Genomic DNA, 22570 nt, shown 5'->3' with positions numbered 1-22570 from the left:
GATGTCGTCTCGTCGCCGACCCGGCCATCAATTTTCCACGACTCGGGTACCCGAAGGGCGACACAACGGGGTGTCCTTCTTTGGTTACTTTCTTGGACAAGCAAGAAAGTAAAACGCCCAACAGGGCGTCAGTAGCGGTAAAAGGTATCTTCTCACGGTCATTGCTCGTGCAGAACACCATAGAATCTCCCACACAGGAATCCAACCCCGGCGCTAGCCTGGCTGTTCCTTCAACCTGTTACCTGTTTCGGCCCCACTACGCAACCGCTGTGGGAGCGATCCCTGTCAGCGAACCGAGCCTGAAAGGCGAGGCGAGTCTGTGGCCGGTGGCACCGGTTTCAGCGTGTAAGCGTGCTGCGTGTATGCGTGTTGGCGCTAATCCCTGTTCGCTTTCTCGAACTCCGCCAGCGCTCGTTTGGCGAGGTTGTGCAGGGCACGGCTGTGGCGGTGGCGGGAGGCGGTTTCCACGCGGATAAAGAGACCGTTTCGCAGGGTCAGCAGCAGAGTTTCGTAGAGCGGGTCGCGGTCGGCTTCATTGATGATGAAGCGGGCGCTGACGCTCTGTTGGCCTTGCAGATCGAAGCGGCGTTCTTCTTGAAAACGGATCGACTGGTCGGCGCTGTGGTAGACGCGGTCGACGCGCTCCTGGCGGAGTTGCCCGTAGTGGCCGCTGACGATGCGCTGGGGGGAAAGATCCTGCCAGCCGCCGGGCAGGCCATAGACCGTGACTCTCAGTGCCACCTGCGCATCCCGGTACCGCCATTGCCGCCAGCCGTGGTCGCCGGGGCGGCTGAGTTGGCCCGCGGCCTTCAAGCCGGCCAGTTGCGCGGGGCCGGCGAAGCGCTGCAAGTCCACGGCGTCGGGCGGCAGGCTGTAGCGCAGGCCATTGCCGTCGCTGCCTTGCAGGGTGGGAATGGTGCCCAGGGGCGCGTTCTGGCAGGCGGCGAGCGGCAGCCATAGCGACATCGCCAGCCATCGCGAGGTGGTGTTCATTAACAGTTCCCTTCCGGTGCCCGCTGGGGCGTGGGGTCGAGGGCGGGGCGGGCCATCAAACTATCACAATGCCGGGTAACGCGTTATCGGTGAAGTTGTTAACGGAGACCCCGGTCGCAAGTGCCGTTTCAGTGTTCGTCAGCCTCCGGCACGGGTGGCACAATGGCGTTTGGGGTACCGGGTCGTCCGGCGCCGGCGCGAGCCGTGAAGCGCGGGCCGGTCTGGCGGCGACCGGTCAGGGAGGCCAAGGTGGCAGAACGAAAAAAATATCCGGCCATCGCTTTACTGCTGGGGTTGGTCACGGTGCCGTTTTTGTTGGTGGCGGCATTGGTGTTCCAGAACCGTCTTGAGGCGCAGTCTGATTTTCAACGCATGCTGACGGACATCCAGGTGTTCCGCACCGGCTTGTCGGTGGCGCCGCCTTTGCAACGAGCCCGCGACCTGGCGCCGGCGGTGATGCGCCTGCACCCCCGTGAGCTGGGCGAACGCTTCCAGCAGGCCCGCGCCGACGCCGGCGCGCGGCTGGACGATCTTCGCCAGGCGGTGTCGGCGAGCGGCATCCCCAGCCTGTTGGACCAGACCGGCGCCTTGAATCGTGACTGGCAACGGCTCGCCGTCGATAACGGCGTCAATAACGAGGACGCGGTGGGGCCGTTCGAAAGCGTGGAGAAGCTTAACGGCCGGCTCTACAACACCCTGGCGGCGGTGCTTTATATGGGCGACATCTCCACCGACGTCAGCCCGCGGCCCAATGAGGTATTGTCGCTGCCGCTCAATGGCCTGCGCCAATTGGAGTTGGAAGTGGGGCTGATGCGCGCGATCACCGTGTTCACGGTGTTGCGCGGCGGCTTTATCGGTTCCTCCAACGACCAGCAGTTGCGTGCTTCACGGGCCCGCCTAGCGGAAAACCTGGACCTGGTGGATGGCCAGATTCAGGCGTTGGCGTCGCGCACCGGTGGTTTTGCCCTGCGCCAGCGCTGGCGAGCGCTGCGCGGCGAACTCAATGGTTACCTGAGCTGGGTGGACCAGGCGGTGATCGGCGTGCCGCGAATAGAGCTGACCTGGCAGCAGGCGTTCGCGAAAGGCGAGAGCAGCCTGCAGGGGGTGTATGCCTTCGCCAACGGCATCGTGGGGCTGGCGATCAACCTGGTGGACCGGGGCCGGCGCCAGAATGTCTGGGACACCGGTTGGATCATGGCGGGCATTTCCGTGCTCTACCTGGTGGTGCTGGGTTTGAGCCTGTTGTTTTTCCAATTCACCATCCGCGCCATCAAGGGCCATGCGGAAGTGCGTGCGAAAAGCCAGTTTCTGGCGCGCATGAGCCACGAAATCCGCACCCCGCTCAATGGCGTTCTGGGGTTGGCGGAGCTGTTGCGTGAAACCAACCCGTCCCCCCGGCAGCAGGAATACATCGGCCTGATTGAAAACGCCGGCCGCACGCTCAACACGCTGGTGAACGACGTGCTCGATTACGCCAAGCTCGAGGCCGGCAAACTGGAATTGGAGCCGGGCGCCTTCGACCCTTCGGCGATGCTGATCGACTGCGCGCACATGTTCAGCCTGCCGGCCAGCGATAACGGTGACCTGGTGCTGGTGGACGTGGACCCGGGCCTGCCCGCCGAGGTGCTGGGCGATGGCCCACGGCTGCGACAGGTGCTGACCAACCTGCTTTCCAACGCGGTGAAATTCACCCGCCATGGCTGGATCCGGGTCAGCGCCTGCTGCCTGGAGCAGGATCAGCAACGCGCTACCCTGGAGTTTCGCATTCAGGACAGCGGCATCGGCATGACCCGCGAGGAGCAGCGGCGCCTGTTTCAGCATTTTTCCCAGGCGTCCGCCGCGGTGGCGCAACGCTTCGGTGGCACTGGCCTGGGGCTGTCGATCAGCCAGGAACTGGTGCGTCTGATGGGCGGCGAAATTCAATTGCGCAGCGCGCCGGGGCAGGGCGCGGATTTTCGTTTCAGCGTGTCGCTGCCGGTGCTGGCGGCGGCGGTACCGATGCCCGGGCGGGCCTGTGAACCGGCCCTGGTCTGGGACCGCATCGGCAATCTGCGCGACCTGCTGGAAGGCGACCCGCGCTTTGACGCGGTCACCGTGGTCACCGACGTGGACGCCTTACAGGAACGCCTGAGCCATGGCGTCGCCCATCTTCTGGTCAACGGCGTTGACGACGGCGTGATGCTCGACCAGGCCCTGGGCGGCGCCCGTCAGCGTGGGCTGAGCCCTCGGCCGGTGCTGCTGTGCGGCATGCGCGAGCGCGGTGAAATGATCATGCGCGACGACCTCACCCTGGTGCGCCGGGCGGTGCTCACCGTCAGTGAAGTGCAGCAATTGCTCAGCGACGGCGGCCCCGGCCAGGTGCCGCTGTTGGCGCAGCGTGACATCGGCGACCACCAGACCGGCCTGCGTGTATTGGTGGCGGAAGACAACCCGGTCAACCAGATGGTATCGCGGGGGTACCTGGAGCGGCTCGGGGTGGCGTCACCGGTGCTCAGCGACGATGGCCAGCAGGCGTTGGACGCCTTCGCCGAAGGCCAGGGCGCCTACCGTCTGGTGCTGATGGACCTGGACATGCCGGTCATGGACGGTTTCGCCAGCGCCCGCCGCATGCGTGAACTGGAACGGGAAAATAACTGGCCCCCGGCGGTGATTCTCGCCCTCAGCGCCCACGTCATGCCCGAATACGCCGGCCAGATCCGCGATGCCGGCATGGACGGCCAACTGATGAAACCGCTTACTCTCAGTGCCTTGCAAGCGGCATTGCATGAGTATTTGACGGGGTAGGGAAAGGTTAAAAGTTAAAAGTTAAAAATCCGCTCCTTGCAGAGTCTGCGAGGGTCGCTACGCTCCTTCGCGCGGGCGCGGCGATAGTATAAGCATCGGCACGGCGTTTGCGCGCGCTTTTAACTTTCAACTTTTAACTTTCAACTTCTCCATCTTCAAGCCCTCAACCGCCCCATGCGCAAACGGCGCCAGCCGATCAGGCCGGCGATTTTGAGCAGCGAGGCGAGGCCGCTGGCGTCGGCGTGGGGCGCTTTGCCGCGGGCGATGCGGGCCAATTGAAGGGTGTACCAGGAGACTTCCATCATGGCGGCGTTGTCCACCGCGCGGATGCCGGTGCGAATCGGCGCCACCGCGCTGTGCACCGGGCCGCCGGCCAGCAGACGGTTGCCGAAGTCCGGTTCCACCACCAGAGGCCTGGCCAGGCCCACCAGATCGGTGGCGCCGCTGGCCAGCGCGGCGTCCATGCCCTCGCGGCTGCGGAAGCCGCCGGTGACCATCAACGGCACGGATACCCGCTGGCGCACCTGCTCCGCGTAGGCCAGAAAATAGGCTTCCCGCAGGCGGGTGGATTCAGCCACGCCCTGGCCGGCCATGCGCGGCGCCTCGTAGGTGCCGCCGGAGATCTCGATCAGGTCCATGCCCCGTTCCGCCAGCGCTTGCACCACGCCCAGTGATTCTTCTTCGCTGAAGCCGCCTTTCTGGAAATCCGCCGAATTGAGCTTGATCGACACCGGAAAATCCCGGCCCACCCGGGCGCGGATTTCATCGAACACTTCCAACACAAAGCGCATGCGGTTTTGCGGATTACCACCGTACTGGTCTTCGCGCACGTTGTGGCGCGGCGACAAAAACTGGCTGATCAGATAGCCGTGAGCGCCGTGAATCTGCACGCCGCCAAACCCGGCCTCGCGGGCCACGGCGGCGGTTTCGCCAAAGCGGCGCACCAGATCGGTGATTTCGGCCTGGCTCAGCGCCCGGGGCAGATGAAAAAAGCGTTTCAGATTGGGATCGGAAAACGGCACCGCCGAGGGCGCAACGGTGGCGCGATTGAGCGCCGCCGGCGCCTGTTTGCCAGGGTGGTTGATCTGCATCCACAGCGCCGTGCCGTTCTCCGAGCCGGCCCGTGCCCAGGCTTTCAGGCGGGCCATGTCACGGCGATCCTCGACCACCACGTTGCACGGTTCGCCCAGGGCGCGGCTGTCGATCATCACATTGCCGGTAATCGACAACCCGGCACCGCCCTGGGCCCAGGCGCGATACAGATTCGCCAGGCGGCCGGTGACCCGGTTGTCCGGGGTGCCCAGGGTTTCGCTCATCGCCGACTTGCCAAGACGGTTCTTCAGCGTGGTGCCACAGGGCAGGGTCAGAGGTTGATCCAGAGTGGTGTCGGCCATGGTCAATTCCGAGTAGAAGGTCAAGCGCTCCATGATGCCCCATCGCCCCGTGAATGCAGTGGCCGGCAAGGACAATGGCCAGTCAGAACGGGCCAAGCGCGCTAAGCGCGCCGAAGGCGCGCCGCTTCAAGCTTCAAGCTTCAAGCCGCAAGCTACAAGCAGGGCTACGCAGTTTCTTTTTGCAGCTTGCCGCTTGAAGCTTGTCGCCCTCCGCTACGGAGCACGGTGCCGGTGTTTCCTACAGCCTGTCCCACCTGCCCCCCGTGGCGGGCTTTGCTACAATGCGCGTCCCTGAGCTCATCGAGACGCCGTTATGTCCGCAAAAGACGACCTTTATGCCCGCGAGCAGGATCGGGTGGCCCGGTTCTCTTTCGATGAACGGGTGGTGGGCGTGTTTCCGGACATGATCAAGCGGTCGGTGCCGGGCTACACGACCACCATCGATATGATTGGCGTATTGGCGGCCCGTTACGCCCGACCGGGCACGCACCTGTATGACCTGGGTTGTTCCTTGGGCGCCGCCACGGTGGCGATGGCGGCACTGACGCCAGCGGACAGCGGCACCCTGGTGGGCGTGGACAATTCCCCGGCGATGATCGAACGCTGCGGTGAGTTACTGCGTGAGCAAGGGCTGGCGGATCGCGTAGCGCTGCGCCTGGGCGACGTGGCGGCGATGGATTTCGCGGCGACCTCGGTGGCGGTGCTGAACTTCACCCTGCAGGTTATTCCCCTGGCGCAGCGCGACGCTCTGATCAAACGGCTGGCGCAGGCCACGGTGGAGGGCGGCATTCTGGTGCTCTCGGAAAAGATCCGCTTTGAAGATCCGGATCAGGACGCCCTGCAAAGGGACTGGCACCACGCCTTTAAACGCAACAATGGCTACTCCGATCTGGAGATCAGCCAGAAGCGTAACGCCATTGAGGATGTGTTGATCCCCGAGACACTGGCGGAGCATGAGCGGCGCCTGCGCGACGCCGGCTATCGCGATGTTCAGCTGTGGTTCCGGTGTTTCAATTTTGTCTCGCTGGTGGCGGTGCGCTGATGCTGCAACGGTATTTGCGCGATCTGGACCAGGCCCTGGCGCCAGTGCTGGCGGAGGCCGCCAAGCCGGTATCGAGACTCAGCCGGGAGCGACTGATCGATAAGCCCCACGGCGATCTGCCCCGCTGGCAGGCCGCGGTGCAGGCGTTGCCCGCCGGCCCGGCGCCCTGCGCGTTGGATCGGGACACCCTGGTGGTGGGCGAGGGCGCCGGTGGGGTGGATCAGGGTGCGCTGCGCGCCGCCCTTGAGGGCTTGATTCCCTGGCGCAAGGGGCCGTTCGAGTTCTTCGGCCAGCACATCGATACCGAATGGCACTCGGATTGGAAATGGCACCGGGTGGCGCCGCACTTGGCCGACCTGCGCGGCCGGCGCGTGCTCGATGTGGGCTGCGGCAGTGGCTACCACGGCTGGCGAATGGCCGGCGCGGGCGCCGCCTTTGTGCTTGGCATTGATCCCACGCTGTTGTTTCTGATGCAGTTTCTGGCGGTAAAACGCTACACCCCGCACACGCCGTTCTGGTTCGCGCCGGTCCGCATGGAGGAGCTGCCCGCCGGCACCGCAGCGTTTGATACGGTGTTTTCCATGGGCGTGTTGTACCACCGCCGCTCGCCGCTGGATCACCTGTTGGAACTGCGCGACGCGCTGCGCCCCGGTGGCGAGCTGGTGCTGGAGACGCTGGTGGTGGAAGGCGACGCCCACACCGTGCTGATGCCCGGCGAGCGTTACGCGGCAATGCGCAACGTCTTTTTTCTGCCCAGCACCGCGCACCTGGCGATCTGGCTGAGTCGTTGTGGTTTCGACAACGTGCGCTGCGTGGATGAATCGGTGACCGGCACCGACGAGCAACGCGCCACCGACTGGATGCGCTTCCAATCCCTGCCGGATTTCCTTGATCCGAACGATCTCACCCGCACCCGCGAAGGCTACCCGGCCCCACGCCGGGCGGTGATGATCGCCAACAAAGCGGAAAAATAAGCGGCCTTTCAGGGTTGCCACCTGTCAGGCAACGAAGCCTCTGTGGGAGCGGTCCCCGACCGCGAACCGGCGCAGCCGGACGGCGCGGCGCCGCCCACCCGACTTATAAGGCGCTAGGGCCTCAGCGATGCCTCCAGAAGATGATCCACCAGGGTCAGGCGGGTGGACTCGTCGAGGCGCTGCAAGGCGGGGGACAGCGCGCGGATCAGAATGGCGCCGTCGTCGCCCAGTTCGTTGATCAGCGCTTGAAGGCGCTGGCTGCCGGTACCGGCTGGTGGTCGGCGACGATCACCGCCGGCGCTGGTTTGCGGGTCGCTGTCGCCATCGCTGCCCTGCCGCAACGCGCGGCGTGAGAGCACCGGCTCGCTGGTTTCGTCGTCGCTGGTGGCCAGCAGGCAGAGCGTTTCCATCAATAATTCCCGCACCTGACCCTCATATTCGCCGCCCTGGTGGTCGGCGACGTGCACCGCCATGGCGGTTTGCAACGTCAGCGCGCGGCTGTCCAGGGAAAAGCGGGTCGTGGCGAACCAATCGGTCAACCGTCGCGCCAGGGCGGCCGCTCCGTCGGCGCGCGTGCCGGGCAGGCACAGCAGCAGGTAGCCTCTCTGCCAGCTCACCACCGCGTCTTCCATGCGGGTGTGCTGGTGCAGAGCCTGGGCCAGCTGTTGCTGCAGTTTGCGCAACCGTTCGCTGCCCAGTTCCCGGCCCAGGGCGGAGAGGTTCTTGATCTGAACGGCGAGCAACGCAAGAGAAAGATCGTGACGCCGGCACAATGACAGCAGCCGGGCAACGGGGGTGAGACTATGGCTCTGGGTGCGGGGCGAGTCAGTCCCGGAAGTCATTCAGTTATCCCGTTCGAGAGTTATGATTTCGCTCCTTGCGTTAATACGGGCCGTCCGGGGCACACTCAGGAACCCCTGAATCACTCCCTGATGGTTCCGCGTGCTGCCGCGCTTTCTCGACGTAGCCCGCTATGCCTTCAAAGACGCGCCTTGATCAGGCATCGTCCGAAAAGCCAGAAACCATCAGGGATGGTGTTCAGCGGTTTCTAAACAGGATAGTAATCCTTTTGCTGAGCAATACGTCGACTTGCTACCAATGCTTACACGAATGCAGGCGTTTGTTACGTAAAGCGTTTTGCCCTGTTTTCGCGGCCGCTGACCACAACCGTGGACCCGTTTTTTTCAGGACATACCGATGATGGAAATACTGATCACCGCCGTGCTCAGCGCTCTGCTCACCTTGTTGGTGGTGGCGGCCTGGGCGCATTTTTATTTTCAGCCGCGTTTGAAGCGGGCACTTCAGCAAGAACTGGACGAGCAGAGCCAGCGCGCCGCCCGGGTGATCGCCGACAGCGTCGAGGAAGCGGTCAAGCGCGGGTTGGTGGACGGCGTGCGGGCGTTGCCAACCCGCGAGATGCTGGAGCAGACCAGCCGCAGCCTGGCGCGCAGCAGCGGCGAAATCGTGGGTGACCGGCTGGGGCGTTTTTTCGGTAAGAAAGACCGCTAAGTCGCGCTTGGGCCCGATCTGGAGGAAGACGGCAGCAGCCCGTTCAGAAACAAATCCAGGTACAGATCGGCGATTTCTTCCGGGGAGTGGTCTTCGTGGTCGCTGTGCCAGCGAAGAATCCAGTTGATGGCACCGATAAAGAAATTGGAAGCAATGCGGATGTCCACTTGGCGCAGGGCCCCTTCCTTAACGGCTTCTTCGAGCAGATTACGGCTGTAGTGGTCGAACAGGCGGCGCGCTGAGATGAATTCCTGTTGCTGGTCCTCGGGCAAAGCTTGAAGGTCGCTGGCGGTGGTGTAAGCACCGTGTTCGCTCATCAGATTGATCATGAACTGGCGATAGAGGGTGCGAAAACGCTCGAGCGCGCTGCCGCCTTGTTCTTCGGCGAGATAGCGGGCACGGCGTCCGCAGTCGTACGTCAGCTTAAGGCATTCATAGAGCAACTCATCCTTACTGCGAACGTAGTAATAGAGAGCCGCCTTGGTGACGCCCAGCTCTTTGGCGATTTCTTCCAACGAGGTATTGTGGAAACCCTTGCGGTTGAAAATCCGGGCTGCTGTTCGCAGCATCGCGCGTTGCTTGTATTCGCGCTGCTCCTGCTTGGTGGGTACGGCCCCTTTCCAATCCGCCATGAGTCCATCTCCCGAGCGTCGCGGTGGTTAGATTCGACTTCAAGTTTACCCTGTTTACCCTGAGGTTTCACCGCCACGACGACGGGATCTTGAGTGGTTATTCGCCTTTGAATCGCGGCGCTCGCTTTTCCACGAAAGCGCGCATTCCTTCCTGACGATCCTCGCTGTCGATGATCATGGCGGCGGCGAAACGCTCGAATTGCATGCCCGAATCCAGACCCACCTGGGTGCCGGTATTAACGGCTCTTTTGATGAACCGTACCGCCAGCGGTGGCTGAGCCGCGATGTGGCGCGCCATGTTCATGGCCGACGTCATCAGTTCCGCCGGCTCCACCACGCGATTCACCAGACCAATCGTCAGCGCTTCCTGGGCAGTGATCAGCTCGCCGGTGAACATCAACTCCTTGGCTTTTCCTTCGCCGATCAAGCGCGGCAATCTTTGCGTGCCTCCGGCCGCGGGCAGCACGCCAAGTTTCACCTCCGGCAGGCCAAGGCGGGCGTTGGAGGCGGCCAGGCGGATGTCGCACACCAGGGCTATCTCAAGCCCACCGCCGGCGGCCACGCCGTTCAACGCGGCGATCACCGGGTGTTCGAACTCCTCAATGCGTCGGAACAGATCGTGGGTGGCCTGTTGGCGGATGTAGAAGCGGGTGCCCTTGGTCACACCCCCGGCCCGCTCCTTGATGTCCGCGCCGGCGCAAAATGCCCGGTCACCGCTGCCGGTGATCACCACGCATCGAACGCTGGAGTCATTACGGGCAAGGTCGAAGAAGGCACTTTCCAGATCATCCTTCATCGAGCCGCCGATGGCGTTCATCCGGTCGGGACGGTTAAGCCGGATCAAAGCAACGCCGTCTTCGACCGAATAGACCAGGGTTTCAAATTCCTTTTTCATCACATTACCTCAAGGTGTCTTTGATCAGCACGTGGGCAACGGCGACGGAGCCGAGCCCGATCATGTGGGCCAGGCCGATACGCGCATCGGGTTGTTGCCGCCCGCTCGCCTCGCCGCGTAACTGGCGCACGATCTCCGCCACCTGACCGATGCCGGTGGGGCCCAGAGGATGGCCCATGCCCAGTAAGCCTCCGGAAGCATTGATCGCGCAGCGGCCGCCGATGGCGGAGTCGCCATCGAGGAGCAGGCGAAGACCTTCGCCGGCCGGCGCCAGGCCGAGAGCTTCGCCGTAGACGATTTCCTCGACCGGAAAGGCATCGTGCAATTCGACCAGGTCAAGCTGGTCCGGGCCGATCCCGGCTTGTTGGTAGGCCTGCTCGGCGGAGGCACGAACCATGCGCGCCAGTGCCGGATCGTTTTCGCCGCCGTGGGTTTCGCTGCAGGAGGTGGAGCTGGCCACGCGCACCGCGCGTTTACGGTCCAGGCCCAGGCGCCGCATCGCGCCTTCGCTGACCACGATGGCTGCCGCGGCGCCCTCGCCACGGGGGCAGCATTGCAACGCGGTGAGGGCGCCGGCGATCGGCGGCGCCCCAAGAATGTCGTCCAGGGTTCGGCGTTTCTGGAACTGTGCGTACGGATTACGCGCCGCATTGTTGTGGTTTTTGAGTGCCACTCTGGCCAGGTCGTCGCTGGACACGCCGTAATGGTCACAGTACCACTGTGTCATCAGAGCAAACTTCACTGGCGGCAGGTTGCTCAGTTCGCAGAGGCTGTCGAGCCCGGTCTTATTGGCGGCCCGCTGGCCGTCGCCGAATTTGTCGACGCCGATCGCCAGGGCCACGTCGGACTCACCACTGGCGACATCCAGGCAAGCAAGACGAAACGCGGACGATCCGGACGCGGACGCGTTTTCCACCTGAGTCACCGACAATCCGGTTGAGCCCAGATAGCGCAGCATCACCCGGCCCGCGGCCATACCGATGCCGGTGCTGCCGAGATACGCTGCTTGCACCGCCGGCCAGGCCAGGCCGGAGTCGGTCAATGCCTCGCGCACCGCGGTCAGGCCGAGCGTTGGATACGGGGTGGACGATGGAAACTGGTAGCGATGCATGCCAATGCCGATCACATAGACCGGGCGTTGGCCATGGGGTCTCGATTCGCTCACGGGTGCGTCTCCTGAACGATGAAATGGCACGCCAGGAGTGTGGTGTCGCCATGCTTTTCCTGGACGGGGACGGCTTGCATGCGCATGCCGGTGCGCAGCGGTGTTTCGATGGCATCGACGATGGCGTCAACCATCAGGCCGCCGGTCAGTTCAATTTCAGCCACCACCGCGGGCGCGCCCTGGTTGGGACGCAGCGCCTTATGGACGGTAACGAAATTGCGCAGTACGCCGTCGCCGGCCAACCAGCGGCGCTGCAGCAGGTCACCGGAGGCGCCACAGTTCAGGCAGCCATACAGATCGGCGGGGAAGTTCAACTGATCACAGGTCGGACAGACGGCGACCGCGAAACGCAGCGTGCGCTGATCCTCGGACAAGCCGTATAAGGTGGGGTTTTTCAGTTGCACAAGGGGTCCTCGTTGGCGGTAGGAAAGAATCGCGCGCGTTACAGCATGGCAAAGCCGCCACTGACGCCGACGCTTTGACCGGTGATAAAGGCGCCACGAGGCGAGGCCAGAAGCATCACCATGCCGGAAACATCCTGGGGCGTGGCGAGTCGCTGCAAGCCCCGCGAGATCGGATAAGCCTTGAGCATTTTGGCGAGCCGTTCATCGTTCGCCGGGGTCGCGCCGGGAGACAGGGCGCCGGCTTTGATGCCTTCATGGCTGACGGCCCCCAGGGCCACCACGTTCACGTTGATGCAGTCGCGGGCCAGCTCCCGTGCGATCGATTTGGAAAAGCCCAGAATCGCGGCTTTGGCGCCGCCGTAGACGGCCAGCCTGGCTTCGCCGAGGCGCCCCGCCTCGGACATGATGCTGATGATTTTTCCGCTTTTTTTGGCGCGCATCCCGGGGATCACACGGTGGCAACAATTGAGCATGCCGTAGACGTTGAGGTCGATAATCTTGCGCCAGTCATCCGGGCTGGTGTCCTGAAACAGGGGAGGGATACCGCCTTTCTCACGGCGCTCGGCGATCACGCCGGCGTTGTTGACGAGGATATCCACCGGCCCAAAATGCGCCTCGATCCGCTCGATCATGGCATTGACCGCATCGGTGTCGGTGATGTCGGCGGCCACGGCCAGTGCCTCGCCGCCGGCGTCGTTGATCTGTTCGGCGACTGCCTGGCAGCGTTCGGCGAACAGATCGTTGACCACCACGCGCGCGCCTTCGGCGGCGAAATCCAGGCACAATCCGCGCCCCACGCCCTGGCCGCCACCGGTGACCAGGACCACTTGATGCTTAAGCTGAAGTTCCATGAACGACTCCTTTAGGTAAGGCATGTACGACCGCCCGCGTGGCGGTACGCACGAATGACACCGGGCTACCGGCTGACGAGCGTGGGTAGCCACAGGCTGATTGCCGGAAATAACGCCAGCACGATAAACAGAACGACGTCGATGGCGACGAACCACAACAGGCCGCGAAAGATGGTGACCATGGGGATACGATCACCGACCACGCTTTTGACCACGAAGGCATTGAGACCAACCGGTGGCGTCACCAGACCGATTTCGATCAGCTTGACCACCAGGATGCCCATCCAGATCAGATCCATGTTGAACGAAGAAAACAGCGGTAAGAGCACTGGAAGCGTGATCAGGATGATGCCCAGCGGGTCCAGAAACATGCCCAGCACGATGTACAGCACCGCCATTAGAACGATGATGCCGGTAACGCTCAGATCCATGTCGATGGCCAGCGAGGCGAGCATGGCGGGCAGGCCGGACATCGCCATAAAGCGGGTGAGCAGGACCGCCCCCACGGCGATCAGCAGCACGGTGCCAACACTCTGCAGGGTATCGGCCAGCGCGCCGCGTATTTCCGTCCAACCCAGGCGCCGTTGCAGCAACGCGATGACGACGGCGGCGAACGCACCGAACGCGCCGGCCTCGGTGGCGCTGGTCGCACCGCTGTAGATGCCGCCGATCACCACCAGAGCCAGCACCGGCATCGGCCAGATCTGGCGAAGCGCGGCGAGTTTAAGATCCCAGCCGGGGCGCTCATCAATGGGCGGCGCCAAAGCCGGATTCAAATAGCAGCGCAGCACAATGCAGCCCACGTAGGCGAAGGCGGTAAGCAACCCGGGCAAAATACCGGCCACGAACAGCAAGCCAATCGGGGTGTGCGTATACCAGCCATAGATGATCAGAATGATGCTGGGCGGAATCAGCGAACCGATGGTGCCGGCGGCGGCCACGACGGCGGCGGAGAGCCCGGGCTGATAGCCGTACTTGAGCATCTCGGGCACGGCGATGCGTCCCATCGCCGCGGCCATGGCGACGCTGGAGCCCGACGCCGCGGCGAAACCCGCGCTGGCGACGCTGGTCGAGACGGCAAGCCCGCCTGGCAGGCGGCCCAGCCAGAGCCGTGCGGCATTGAACAGCCCGGCGGTCATGCCGGAGTGGTGGGCGATGGCGCCCATCAACACGAACATTGGAATCGCTGACAAACTCCAATTGGCGGCGAACTCGTAGGGCACGGTCCCCAACTGGCTGAGAGCGACATGAATGTCGCGCAGCATGGCGATACCGATCAGAGAAACCGCCGCCAGCGCATAGGCGATGGGCACCCTTACCGCGAGCAGCACAAGCAGCAGGGCTATGCCGGCAAGGCCAATGATTTCCGGTGACATGGAGAGCTCCTGTTATTTTATCGTCGTGTTAAAGCAGGCCATGGGGGGAAATGGACTGTTCATCGCTGGCAGGGGAAATAAGCCGCCGGCCGTCGGTCAGCAGTTGAAGCATCAATACAGCGGTGGTGACCCCGGCGGCGACCACGATCATCCAGCGTGATGGCCAAACCGGGATTTCGAAAAAGGTGGCCTGTACGGCTTCGCCAATGGCGGTCTTTTCCAGGGCCACCAGGCCGGTTTGCCAGGCCATCAGCCCCAGAAACAGTGTGCCAAGTGCGCCGGCGAACAGATCGAGCCCAAGCCGTGCTCGCGCGCCCAGATTCTGAGTGAACAGCTCGATCACCATGTGATTGCGCTGTAGCTGGACGTAACTCAAGGGCAGATAGGCGCAGGCGACCATGTAATAGCTGGCGACGATTTCCAGGGTGCCGGTGAGGGGGTGATTGAACAGCAGACGCCCAGCGATATCGGCGGTGACGTGCAGCATCATTGCAACAACCGCGATGCTGGCGAGAACAAACAGCAGACGTGATGCCCAGCTCGCCAGGCGATAGAGAGCAGCCATGAGGACTCCTTGACCGGGCCGCCTGGCCCGGCGCGTTGGTTAGCGGCGGTAGTGGTCGTAAATTTCCCTTGCCAGCAGCTCTTCAAACTTGTGCGGGTCATGGTCTATTTGCTCCACCAGCGCTTTCCATTTGCTGACCAGTGGCTGAAATTTCTCGAGGATGGGGCGAATGTCGTCGATGCCACGAGCGCGCGCGTCTTTGTCGATTGAATCGATCAGATTGGCACGATAACGCTCAGTGACGGCCTCGACGCCGGGCGGCGCGGCCATATAAGTCACGCCGCTTTCCTTGGCGATCGCCCGGGCTTCATCCGCTTCCTGCTGATAGGCGCGCACGCCGCTTGTCACCAGGTGGGGCAGTTGATCCAGAATCAACCCGCGCTCGTCATCGGTCAGCGACGTCCAGGTCCTCTTGTTCATGTTGAACAGGCTGCCGCTGATGTACATGCCGAATGAATAATCAATAACGTAGTGGGTGACCTCGTAGAGGCTGTAATTGGTCAGGTGACCTTCCGGGCCGAAGGTGCAATCGGCCTGGCCGCGTTGCAGCGCTTCAAAGGTGTCGGTAGGCGGCACGTTCACGGGGACGGCTCCCAGCATGGAGGCAATCTCTCCATAGGAACCCGGTGACCGGAACCGCTTACCTTTCAGTTCTTCCACGTTGTTATAGCGGTCACGGCAGATCAGCAGAAAGGGCGTGGTGGTGACATAGGCCAGCGGCACGATGTCCTGGTCGGTCAATTGTTGGGTGCATTGGGGACATTCCAGAAGCAGCAGTTCGTTGGCCACCCCGGCCATCACCATCGGATCTTTGCCGAAGGTGCCCATGCGGCTCACCATCACGTTGTACGACTGCTCGGCGAGGGTCAGAGAATCGATCATGTAGCCTGAATCCACGATCCCGCTGCGGATCGAGCCCATCACCGCGGGCAACTTCGCGGTTGTGCCACCGGGGTAGAAGCGCCAGCTCAGGTCGCCGTCGCTCTTTTCTTCCAACCGTTTCAGGAAAGGTTGGATGGCGTTCTTATTCAGCACATGCGTGGACGGTAGCGGGCTGCCGTAGGAAAGAGTGGTGGCGAAGGTGTGAGCAGGCAGGCTGGCAAGGGTACAGGCGGTCAACAGGGCCAGCAGAGCGGGTAGGCGTGTCATAAGTCCTCCTCGTTAATGTCGTTCTAATCGGGGATCTGATGGTCAATCGAGAGCTTTGAACTTTTCAGTATGTGTTTTGACTCTAAAGTTAAATAATATTCCTGACAACTGCTTTTTTGGGCAAGGAGTTGTTCGGTCTGAAGGATGGCAATGATGAGAACAACAGGTTTACGTACAGAAAAATGTATATAAGTTACTGAAAAATATGAAATTAATATTTTTTCTGGCAAGAAATTTCCGGAGAGAGGTGACAAGGCTGGAATTTGACTTTAGAGTTGAAAAATAATTTCGATCTGGCTCTAAGCGCTGCGAAGCGCCCGGTCATACCAATAAAAGGAGGGTGGATGAACAAGGTGACTCAGTGCACGGTTCAAAGCGGCGGCCAGAGGGCCACGAGGGAGGTGATCCTGGATAACGCGGCCCGCGCGGCATCGGCACTGGACGCCTTGGGCGTGGGGTGGGGCGATACGGTGGCGGTGATGATGCGCAATGACCTGGTTTTTCTGGAGGCCATTTTCGCCTGCGACCAACTCGGCGCATGCAGCGTGGCGGTGAACTGGCATTTCCAGAAGGAAGAGATCGCCTACATTCTCAGCGACAGTGCCGCCAAGGTCATGGTGATTCATGCCGACCTGCTGCCACCGGTGCGCGAGGCGATCCCTGAATCGATCAGAATCATCGTTGTTCCGCCGCACCAGACCTTGCTTGAAGCCTATGGTCTCCCGCTGGAGCAGGGGCTCCCAGTGGAAGGGCAGCGTACCTGGCAAAGCATGGTCGGCGACCATGAGCCATGGCCCAGGCCGGTGAGCGCGTCGCCGGGCAGCGTGATCTATACCTCCGGCACCACCGGGCGGCCCAAGGGCGTGAAACGTGAACCGTTGGACGCGGCCACCGCCGAGCGATCACGCCGATCACGGGCGCATATTCAGGGTTCCAGCGAAGGAATGCGTGCGTTGATGGCCAGCCCGTTGTACCACGCGGGGCCCAACGCCACGGCGAGAACGGCGGTAGCGCTGGCCTCGTACCTGAACATCATGCCGCGTTTCGATGGCGAGGAGATGCTGCGGATCATCGAACGTGAGCGCATCACCAATCTCAGCGTGGTGCCCACCATGCTGGTCCGATTGCTGGCGCTGCCGGACGCAGTAAAGCAGCGCTATGACCTGTCTTCCCTTGAGCAGGTGGTTCACGGCGCAGGGCCGTGCCCGCCGGAAACCAAGCGCCGCATCATTGACTGGTTCGGCCCGATTGTCACGGAAACCTATGGCTCCACCGAAGTCGGTTTGGTCACTCGTTGCACCTCCGAGGAATGGCTGCAGAGACCGGGCACCGTCGGGCGCCCGGTGGCCGGCGTTTCGGTGCGGGTGATGGGCGACGATGGCGACTGGCTGCCGCCCGGACAACAGGGCGAGCTGTTTATTCACAATGGCAATGCGGGTGGTTTTTCCTATCTGAATGCCCCCGACGCGACGCAAGCGGTGACCCGTGAAGGCCACATCACCAACGGCGATGTGGGGTATCTCGACGACCAGGGTTACCTCTATATCACCGACCGCAAGCGCGACATGATCATTTCAGGTGGCGTTAATATTTATCCGGCCGAGATCGAAGCGGTATTACAGCAGTGCCCCGGCGTGCACGATTGCGCGGTGTTTGGTATCGCCGACCCCCAATACGGTGAAGCGGTAGCGGCGGCGGTGGTCGCGATGCCGGATTGGCGATTGGATACGGACGCCATCAGAGCCTATTTGTCCACGCGCATTGCTCGCTACAAGGTGCCCAGGCACATCCGCTTTCATGCCGACCTGCCTCGCGAGGCGATGGGGAAGGTGTTCAAAAACAAACTTCGCGAAGCGTACCGGGCAAGCCCCGATTCCAATGCCTGATTGCCGGTTGCGTTGAGCCGCGGCGCCGTGTGCGTGCGCGGTAAGGCGTTGCCGTGCCCGAGCGGCTTCGTAAGGCCGGCATGAGAGGCCGGCATGGGTTCTATTCCATGGCCGTGATGGCCAGCAAAAAAATGAAAAAAGAGGAGAGCGACAATGATAAAAATAGCAAAGCGCTCACTGGCCTGTCTGCTGACGTTATCGTCTCTCGCGCCGCTATGCGCATCGGCGGCGGCGATCCAGGTGCTTGAGCAGGTGATTCATCCGGAGCAGGCGATTAACAAAAAAGTCGAACTGTATGGCACCGTGAGGCTGTCCACGGAGTATTCCGACTCCGATGTTTCCGACCGCGAAGCAGACGCCGATCCGCTGCTTTCGGATGGCGATGTCAGCGTCTCCAGCAACACCAGCACCCTCGGCTTTCGTGGCGAAGTTGGTTACCGCGACGGCTACACCTTTCTATGGCAGTACGAACAGCAGGTGGATGTGGACGATACCGACGCGGGGGATGTATTGACGACCCGGGACAGTTTTCTTGGTTTGCGCTCTCCGGTCGGCACTTTTTTGGTCGGGCGGGTCAACACGCCGTTCAAGAACATGGGAGTTTCTTACCTGGGCTATTTCAATACCACCGTGGCGGATTCTCACGCCATCCTTGGCGCGCCCGCGACCGGTTCCGGCGGCCGCCTGGATCTGATGGGGTCAAACAGTCTTAACTGGAAGTTCAGGTTGGGCACCGTGTCGGTGGCATTGCAGTACGCCGCCGATCAGGCCGGTTCAGTGAAGAGCGTGGATGACAATGATCGCGCCAGTTACAGCGCCTGGGTGGACTGGAAACCGGACCGGCTGCAGTTGAGTTCGGCCTATATTCATTATTCCGATGCCTTTGGTACCGGTGCGCTCGATGCCTACCGCCTGTTCGGTAAGTACGACTTCGGCGCTTTTGGCCTGGGGGCGATTTATGAAGACATCGACCCCGATGGCTACCAGGCTTTGAACCGTGAAGCCTATGGATTGCAAGCCACCTACGATGTTGTCCCCCGATGGACAGTCGCCGGGCAATGGAATCATGCGCAACAGACCGCGGTTGGCGATGATGACTCCGACCAGTACAGCCTCGGCGTATTCCACGCACTCAGCGATCAGGTATTGCTGCACGCCATGTACACCATCACGCGCAACGGCGATAACGCTGCCTATAAAGGCGTCGACTATTCCCATGGTGACAAACTGGCGACGCTTGCCGGTCGGGACCCCTGGTCGGTATCGCTGGGCGCGCAATTGAAGTTCTGAACGGCCGGCTAAACAACTATCCGAGAGCGTTCAAATAACAAGCAGTGGTGACCGGCCGACGCTAGCGCGGCCGGTACAGCAAGCGGGCCAGAATCAGCAGCAGGCCGAGGCCGATCATGGCCAGCGACAGGGTGTCACTGGCGAGGGAATGCCAGGTGTGCTGCCATTGCCCCAGCGCGCGCAACAACGCCAGCATCACCAGCAGCACCCCGCCCAGGGTAAATCCCAGGTCGAGGCGGCGGGCCCGGCGCAGTTCCTGGCGCAGGCCGCGCAGCTCTTCAAGGATGTCCTCTTGAAGCAGTTGCTGGCGGGCCACCTCGGCGGCGATGGCGCCGACCCGGTCGGGCAGGTCGGCGAGCCGTTCCAGCCAGGCCGGGTCTTCGCGGCGCAGCAGGGTCATCAGTTCGCGTAGCCGCACGTGATCATCGAGCCAGTTGCGCACCAGCGGCCAGAGGCTGAATTCGCTGACCATCCGTTGCAGCCGCTGCAGGGTGTCGGCGGGGCCGGTGATGCGCAGTTGCTGGTCGTCGTCGGCGCTGTTGGGCACCAACAGCCAGTGCAGCATGGCGCCGAGCGAACCGCGCACGCGCACATCCACCGGGCCCTCGTAGTCGCCGAGCAGCTCCAGGCCGTCTTCATAGATCAGCACATAGAGCGCCCACAGCGGGCTTTCGCCGCGCAGGCGGACCACCGTGCCGTGCAACGCGGCCAGCTGTTCGCGGCCGCGCGGGTGGCCGGTGAGCACCTGGTTGAGCAGGGTCTCCAGGGCGCCGTGCATGAGCAGTCCGGAAAGGGCCGAGGGGGGCGTCATGGGCGGGGCGCGGGCAGGGTCATAATCGGAAAAGGTCCTTGTTGATCAACGCCTTGGGCATACCGGTAAGTATGGTGGAAATGGGACCGCGTTGCCAAAAAATACATTATTGTGGTTATGCCGGGCGCTATACTAGCCACCTTCATAATTACATAACATTGGCTCATTTGACTCGGGACGGCGTTTGCGGGAACTGTTCGCGGTGGCGCTGAGGTATTAGAGTGCGCTTCTCCAGGGCCTGTGGCTTCGATGCGATCATCGCAAGGGCCGGCGCGGTTGATCACCAACGCCGGCGTGACAGCCCCGGCCATGGTGACACGGGCATTTGTCGCGTTCCTGATTCGCTCGCCGCCTGTCGCCGCGACCACCAAGGTAACCAAGGGCAGGAACACGCCCCAACCGGCCCCAAGGGGAGTCATTGTCCACATGCTGGATTCGCTTCTGTCTTATCCGGATTTCTGGAAGATCGTCAGTATCCCGTTTATCGCCGGCATGGTCGGTTGGGTGACCAACTGGGCGGCGGTGCAGATGACCTTCTATCCCCTCGAGTTCGTTGGCATACGGCCAGTGTTCGGCTGGCAGGGCATCATTCCCTCGAAAGTGGAAAAGATGGCCGCCATCGTGGTGGACAAAACGCTGCAGAAGCTGGGCAGCCTGGATGAGTTCTTTCGCGAGATGGAGCCGGAGAAGATCGCCGCGCACCTGACCAAAAGCATTCAGGCGCGCATCGAAGAGTACGTCGATGAGGTCATGACCGAGCGCAACGCGGTGCTCTGGGAGAACCTGCCCCTGGCGGTAAGACGGCGGGTCTACGCCCGCGCCCGGCGGGCGATTCCCGCGGTGATGGACAGTCTGGTGGACGACATCAGCCGCAACCTGGAGAACCTGGTGGACATGAAGCACATGATCGTCGAGCGCATGCGCGGTGATAAGGCGCTGATGGTGCAGATGTTCAAGGACGTGGGCGAGCCGGAGTTCCGGTTTGTCACCAACTCGGGCTTCTACTTCGGCTTTCTGTTCGGGTTGATCCAGATTCCGGTGTTTATTCTGGTGCCCGGCAACTGGGTGTTGCCGCTGTTCGGGTTTATCGTCGGCATCGCCACCAACTGGCTGGCGCTGAATGTGATTTTCCGGCCGTTGAATCCGGTGCGGGTGGGGCCGTTCCGGATTCAGGGATTGTTTCTGCGCCGCCAGAAAGACGTGGCGGAGTCATTCGCCCGGCTCACCACCGAAGAGCTGGTGACACTGCGCAATATCATGTATCAGGTGGTCAACGGTCCGCGTGGTGATCGCACCAAGGCGCTGATCAAGCGGCAACTTAAGCCGTTGCTCAACGGCGGCTTTATCCGCACCGCCGCCCAGCTTACCGTGGGCCCGGGCGGGTATGCCGACTTGAAGAAGGCGGTGGAAGACAAAGCCGTTGATCTGGCGGTGGAACCGTTCGACGACGACCGTTTCAACCGCGAGCGCAGCTCAATCATCGAGCGATTGATGCGCGAGCGCATGCAGGCGCTCAGTTCCGAGGATTTTCAGGATCTGCTGCGCCCCGCCTTCCAAGAGGACGAATGGATCCTGATCCTGGTGGGCGGCTTTCTCGGTGCCATGGCCGGCACCGCCCAACTGATCTTTATGTTCGGGCTCAGCTGATGGTCCTTTCCCCGTTCCACCTTATTCTGCTGATGGTCGGTTGCGCGTTGTTGTCGTCGCTGGTCACCGTGGTGGTGATCGCGCTGGCGGTGAAATTCCGCTATGGCCCGCGGCTTGAGCGGCACATCGACCGCCGCCTCGACGAAGGCGCCGACCAGCTCACCCAGCGTTTCGTGGCGATGCTCACCGGTAAGTCCCGCGATGTGATTCGCGAACGTGCCCGGGATCTGGCGCGTCTGGTGGGTGGCCGGCGCCGCGAGGACGACGACCCGCGCTGAAGGGCGCTGGACGCCAGACGCCAGACGCCGGACGCCGGACGCCGGACGCCGGACGCCGGACGCCGGACGCTAAACCCGGTGCTGAGATGGCTGGCGTGTTTTCTGCTGCGCCTGGCAGCAAACACACCGCACCTTCCAGAGTCAGGGTTAAGCGTCTGGCGTCCGGCGTCCGGCGTCCGGCGTCCAGCGTCCAGCGTCCTCGCCCGTCTCACGGGCGTTGTTCGACAATTCCCCATGAACCGTGCGCCATCCTGGCCTATACTGCCCGGCGCTGATCACCATCGTTTGTGTTGTCCCGCTGCCATCATCTGGACAATGTCGCCGGGAGAGTAAGGACCATGTCGGACGAGCATCCAAAAGACGAACGCGGCCACCCGTTGAAGGCGCTCACCGGCGCTTCCCGGGATTTCCGCAAGTACACCCACCAGATCTGGCTCGCCGGCCTGGGCGCCTTCGCCCGGGCGGAGGAAGAGGGCAGTGGTTTCTTCGACGCCCTGGTGGACGTGGGCCGCGAGGTGGAACGGCGCGCCAAGGAGAAGACCCCCCGCGTCGAGGACATCAAAGAGCGGGTGCGCCACCACACCGGCGAAACCATGGAGCGCATGGAAAAGGCCTTTGACGACCGCCTTACCAAGGCGCTGTCACGGCTGGGCATTCCCAATAAGCGGGAGGTGGAATCCCTGCGTTTGCGTGTCCAGGAACTCACCGACGCTCTGGACCACATGGAACGGGACGAAGAATCCGACCCGCCGGCCGCCGGCCCCGACGACGGCGAGCCGCGCGCCTGACCCCCCAGCCCCCAGCGCGCTCCGCCGTGAAGCACGCCCGCCGCCGGCGCCGGGCCGGCCTCTTGCCCTGGCGGCGCCGCCCTCTTTGCCCCCGAATGGCCACGGCCAGGCACCCCGTTTCGAGGCACGCCGGCGCC

At 62.6% G+C, this 22570-nt stretch carries 21 protein-coding genes; 9 read left to right on the top strand and 12 right to left on the bottom strand.

Going from position 1 to position 22570, the window contains the following annotated elements; genetic code table 11:
- Positions 1-375: 375 nt before the first annotated feature.
- Positions 376-993 (bottom strand): hypothetical protein, encoded by a 618-nt coding sequence (locus CGS25_RS17480; protein ID WP_101676261.1) that lies wholly within the window; start codon positions 991-993, stop codon positions 376-378.
- Between the two features lie 249 nt (positions 994-1242).
- Between CGS25_RS17480 and CGS25_RS17475 the strand changes: the two genes are divergently transcribed.
- A complete protein-coding gene (locus tag CGS25_RS17475; protein WP_198588842.1) occupies positions 1243-3777 on the top strand; it encodes a hybrid sensor histidine kinase/response regulator in 2535 nt (844 codons plus the stop codon).
- A gap of 155 nt (positions 3778-3932) precedes the next feature.
- Here the strand turns inward: CGS25_RS17475 and CGS25_RS17470 are convergent, their stop codons facing one another.
- Positions 3933-5204: an NADH:flavin oxidoreductase/NADH oxidase family protein gene (locus CGS25_RS17470; protein WP_101676259.1), complete on the bottom strand. Its 1272-nt coding sequence runs from the start codon at positions 5202-5204 to the stop codon at positions 3933-3935.
- 280 nt (positions 5205-5484) lie between these two features.
- Between CGS25_RS17470 and cmoA the strand changes: the two genes are divergently transcribed.
- Positions 5485-6213 carry a carboxy-S-adenosyl-L-methionine synthase CmoA gene (gene cmoA, locus CGS25_RS17465; protein ID WP_101676258.1) on the top strand — a complete coding sequence of 243 codons (729 nt, stop codon included), beginning with the start codon at positions 5485-5487 and terminating at the stop codon, positions 6211-6213.
- Positions 6213-7187 carry a tRNA 5-methoxyuridine(34)/uridine 5-oxyacetic acid(34) synthase CmoB gene (cmoB, locus tag CGS25_RS17460; RefSeq protein ID WP_101676257.1) on the top strand — a complete coding sequence of 325 codons (975 nt, stop codon included), beginning with the start codon at positions 6213-6215 and terminating at the stop codon, positions 7185-7187. The genes cmoA and cmoB overlap by 1 nt, the downstream gene beginning before the upstream one ends.
- A 113-nt stretch (positions 7188-7300) precedes the next feature.
- Here the strand turns inward: cmoB and CGS25_RS17455 are convergent, their stop codons facing one another.
- Positions 7301-8029, bottom strand: a complete 729-nt coding sequence (locus tag CGS25_RS17455; RefSeq protein WP_089032284.1) for a diguanylate cyclase domain-containing protein — start codon at positions 8027-8029, stop codon at positions 7301-7303.
- Between the two features lie 355 nt (positions 8030-8384).
- Here CGS25_RS17455 and CGS25_RS17450 point away from each other — a divergent pair, with 355 nt between their 5' ends.
- The gene (locus tag CGS25_RS17450) at positions 8385-8696 is read left to right on the top strand and encodes a hypothetical protein (protein ID WP_232802476.1); all 312 of its coding nucleotides are present in this window, start codon (positions 8385-8387) and stop codon (positions 8694-8696) included.
- Here CGS25_RS17450 and CGS25_RS17445 read toward each other — a convergent pair.
- The 8 genes from CGS25_RS17445 to CGS25_RS17410 all read right to left on the bottom strand — a co-directional run bounded on the left by CGS25_RS17445 (position 8693) and on the right by CGS25_RS17410 (position 15733).
- Positions 8693-9328, bottom strand: coding sequence for a TetR/AcrR family transcriptional regulator (locus CGS25_RS17445; protein WP_101676255.1), 636 nt, complete (start codon positions 9326-9328; stop codon positions 8693-8695). The two genes, CGS25_RS17450 and CGS25_RS17445, sit on opposite strands and share 4 nt — an antisense overlap.
- Positions 9329-9425: 97 nt before the next feature.
- Positions 9426-10223 (bottom strand): enoyl-CoA hydratase/isomerase family protein, encoded by a 798-nt coding sequence (locus CGS25_RS17440; RefSeq protein WP_089032287.1) that lies wholly within the window; start codon positions 10221-10223, stop codon positions 9426-9428.
- A 4-nt stretch (positions 10224-10227) separates the two neighbouring features.
- The gene (locus CGS25_RS17435) at positions 10228-11388 is read right to left on the bottom strand and encodes a thiolase family protein (RefSeq protein ID WP_198588841.1); all 1161 of its coding nucleotides are present in this window, start codon (positions 11386-11388) and stop codon (positions 10228-10230) included.
- The gene (locus CGS25_RS17430) at positions 11385-11792 is read right to left on the bottom strand and encodes an OB-fold domain-containing protein (protein ID WP_157933871.1); all 408 of its coding nucleotides are present in this window, start codon (positions 11790-11792) and stop codon (positions 11385-11387) included. Before CGS25_RS17430 ends, CGS25_RS17435 begins: the two co-directional genes overlap by 4 nt.
- A 38-nt stretch (positions 11793-11830) precedes the next feature.
- A complete protein-coding gene (locus tag CGS25_RS17425) occupies positions 11831-12643 on the bottom strand; it encodes an SDR family NAD(P)-dependent oxidoreductase (protein ID WP_101676253.1) in 813 nt (270 codons plus the stop codon).
- Between the two features lie 65 nt (positions 12644-12708).
- Positions 12709-14019 carry a TRAP transporter large permease gene (locus CGS25_RS17420; protein WP_089032290.1) on the bottom strand — a complete coding sequence of 437 codons (1311 nt, stop codon included), beginning with the start codon at positions 14017-14019 and terminating at the stop codon, positions 12709-12711.
- 28 nt (positions 14020-14047) lie between these two features.
- Positions 14048-14584 (bottom strand): TRAP transporter small permease, encoded by a 537-nt coding sequence (locus CGS25_RS17415; RefSeq protein WP_089032291.1) that lies wholly within the window; start codon positions 14582-14584, stop codon positions 14048-14050.
- A 39-nt stretch (positions 14585-14623) separates the two neighbouring features.
- Positions 14624-15733 carry a C4-dicarboxylate TRAP transporter substrate-binding protein gene (locus CGS25_RS17410; RefSeq protein WP_101676252.1) on the bottom strand — a complete coding sequence of 370 codons (1110 nt, stop codon included), beginning with the start codon at positions 15731-15733 and terminating at the stop codon, positions 14624-14626.
- A 344-nt stretch (positions 15734-16077) separates the two neighbouring features.
- On the opposite strand from CGS25_RS17410, the gene CGS25_RS17405 reads away from it, so the two are divergent.
- Both CGS25_RS17405 and CGS25_RS17400 read left to right on the top strand, forming a co-directional pair.
- Positions 16078-17619, top strand: a complete 1542-nt coding sequence (locus CGS25_RS17405) for an AMP-binding protein (RefSeq protein WP_089032293.1) — start codon at positions 16078-16080, stop codon at positions 17617-17619.
- A gap of 153 nt (positions 17620-17772) precedes the next feature.
- Positions 17773-18909, top strand: a complete 1137-nt coding sequence (locus CGS25_RS17400; RefSeq protein ID WP_089032294.1) for a porin — start codon at positions 17773-17775, stop codon at positions 18907-18909.
- 61 nt (positions 18910-18970) lie between these two features.
- Here the strand turns inward: CGS25_RS17400 and CGS25_RS17395 are convergent, their stop codons facing one another.
- Positions 18971-19687: an SCP2 sterol-binding domain-containing protein gene (locus tag CGS25_RS17395; RefSeq protein ID WP_232802475.1), complete on the bottom strand. Its 717-nt coding sequence runs from the start codon at positions 19685-19687 to the stop codon at positions 18971-18973.
- A 459-nt stretch (positions 19688-20146) separates the two neighbouring features.
- On the opposite strand from CGS25_RS17395, the gene CGS25_RS17390 reads away from it, so the two are divergent.
- From CGS25_RS17390 to CGS25_RS17375, 3 genes are all read left to right on the top strand, one after another.
- Positions 20147-21367, top strand: coding sequence for a DUF445 domain-containing protein (locus CGS25_RS17390; protein ID WP_089032296.1), 1221 nt, complete (start codon positions 20147-20149; stop codon positions 21365-21367).
- Positions 21367-21645, top strand: coding sequence for a hypothetical protein (locus CGS25_RS17385; RefSeq protein ID WP_089032297.1), 279 nt, complete (start codon positions 21367-21369; stop codon positions 21643-21645). Before CGS25_RS17390 ends, CGS25_RS17385 begins: the two co-directional genes overlap by 1 nt.
- 338 nt (positions 21646-21983) lie before the next feature.
- On the top strand, positions 21984-22433 hold the full coding sequence (locus CGS25_RS17375; protein ID WP_101676249.1) for a phasin family protein: 450 nt from the start codon (positions 21984-21986) through the stop codon (positions 22431-22433).
- Positions 22434-22570: the final 137 nt, after the last annotated feature.

The organism is Alloalcanivorax mobilis (assembly GCF_002864685.1).
GTDB lineage: Bacteria > Pseudomonadota > Gammaproteobacteria > Pseudomonadales > Alcanivoracaceae > Alloalcanivorax > Alloalcanivorax mobilis.
This window is presented reverse-complemented; position numbering and strand designations above follow the sequence as displayed.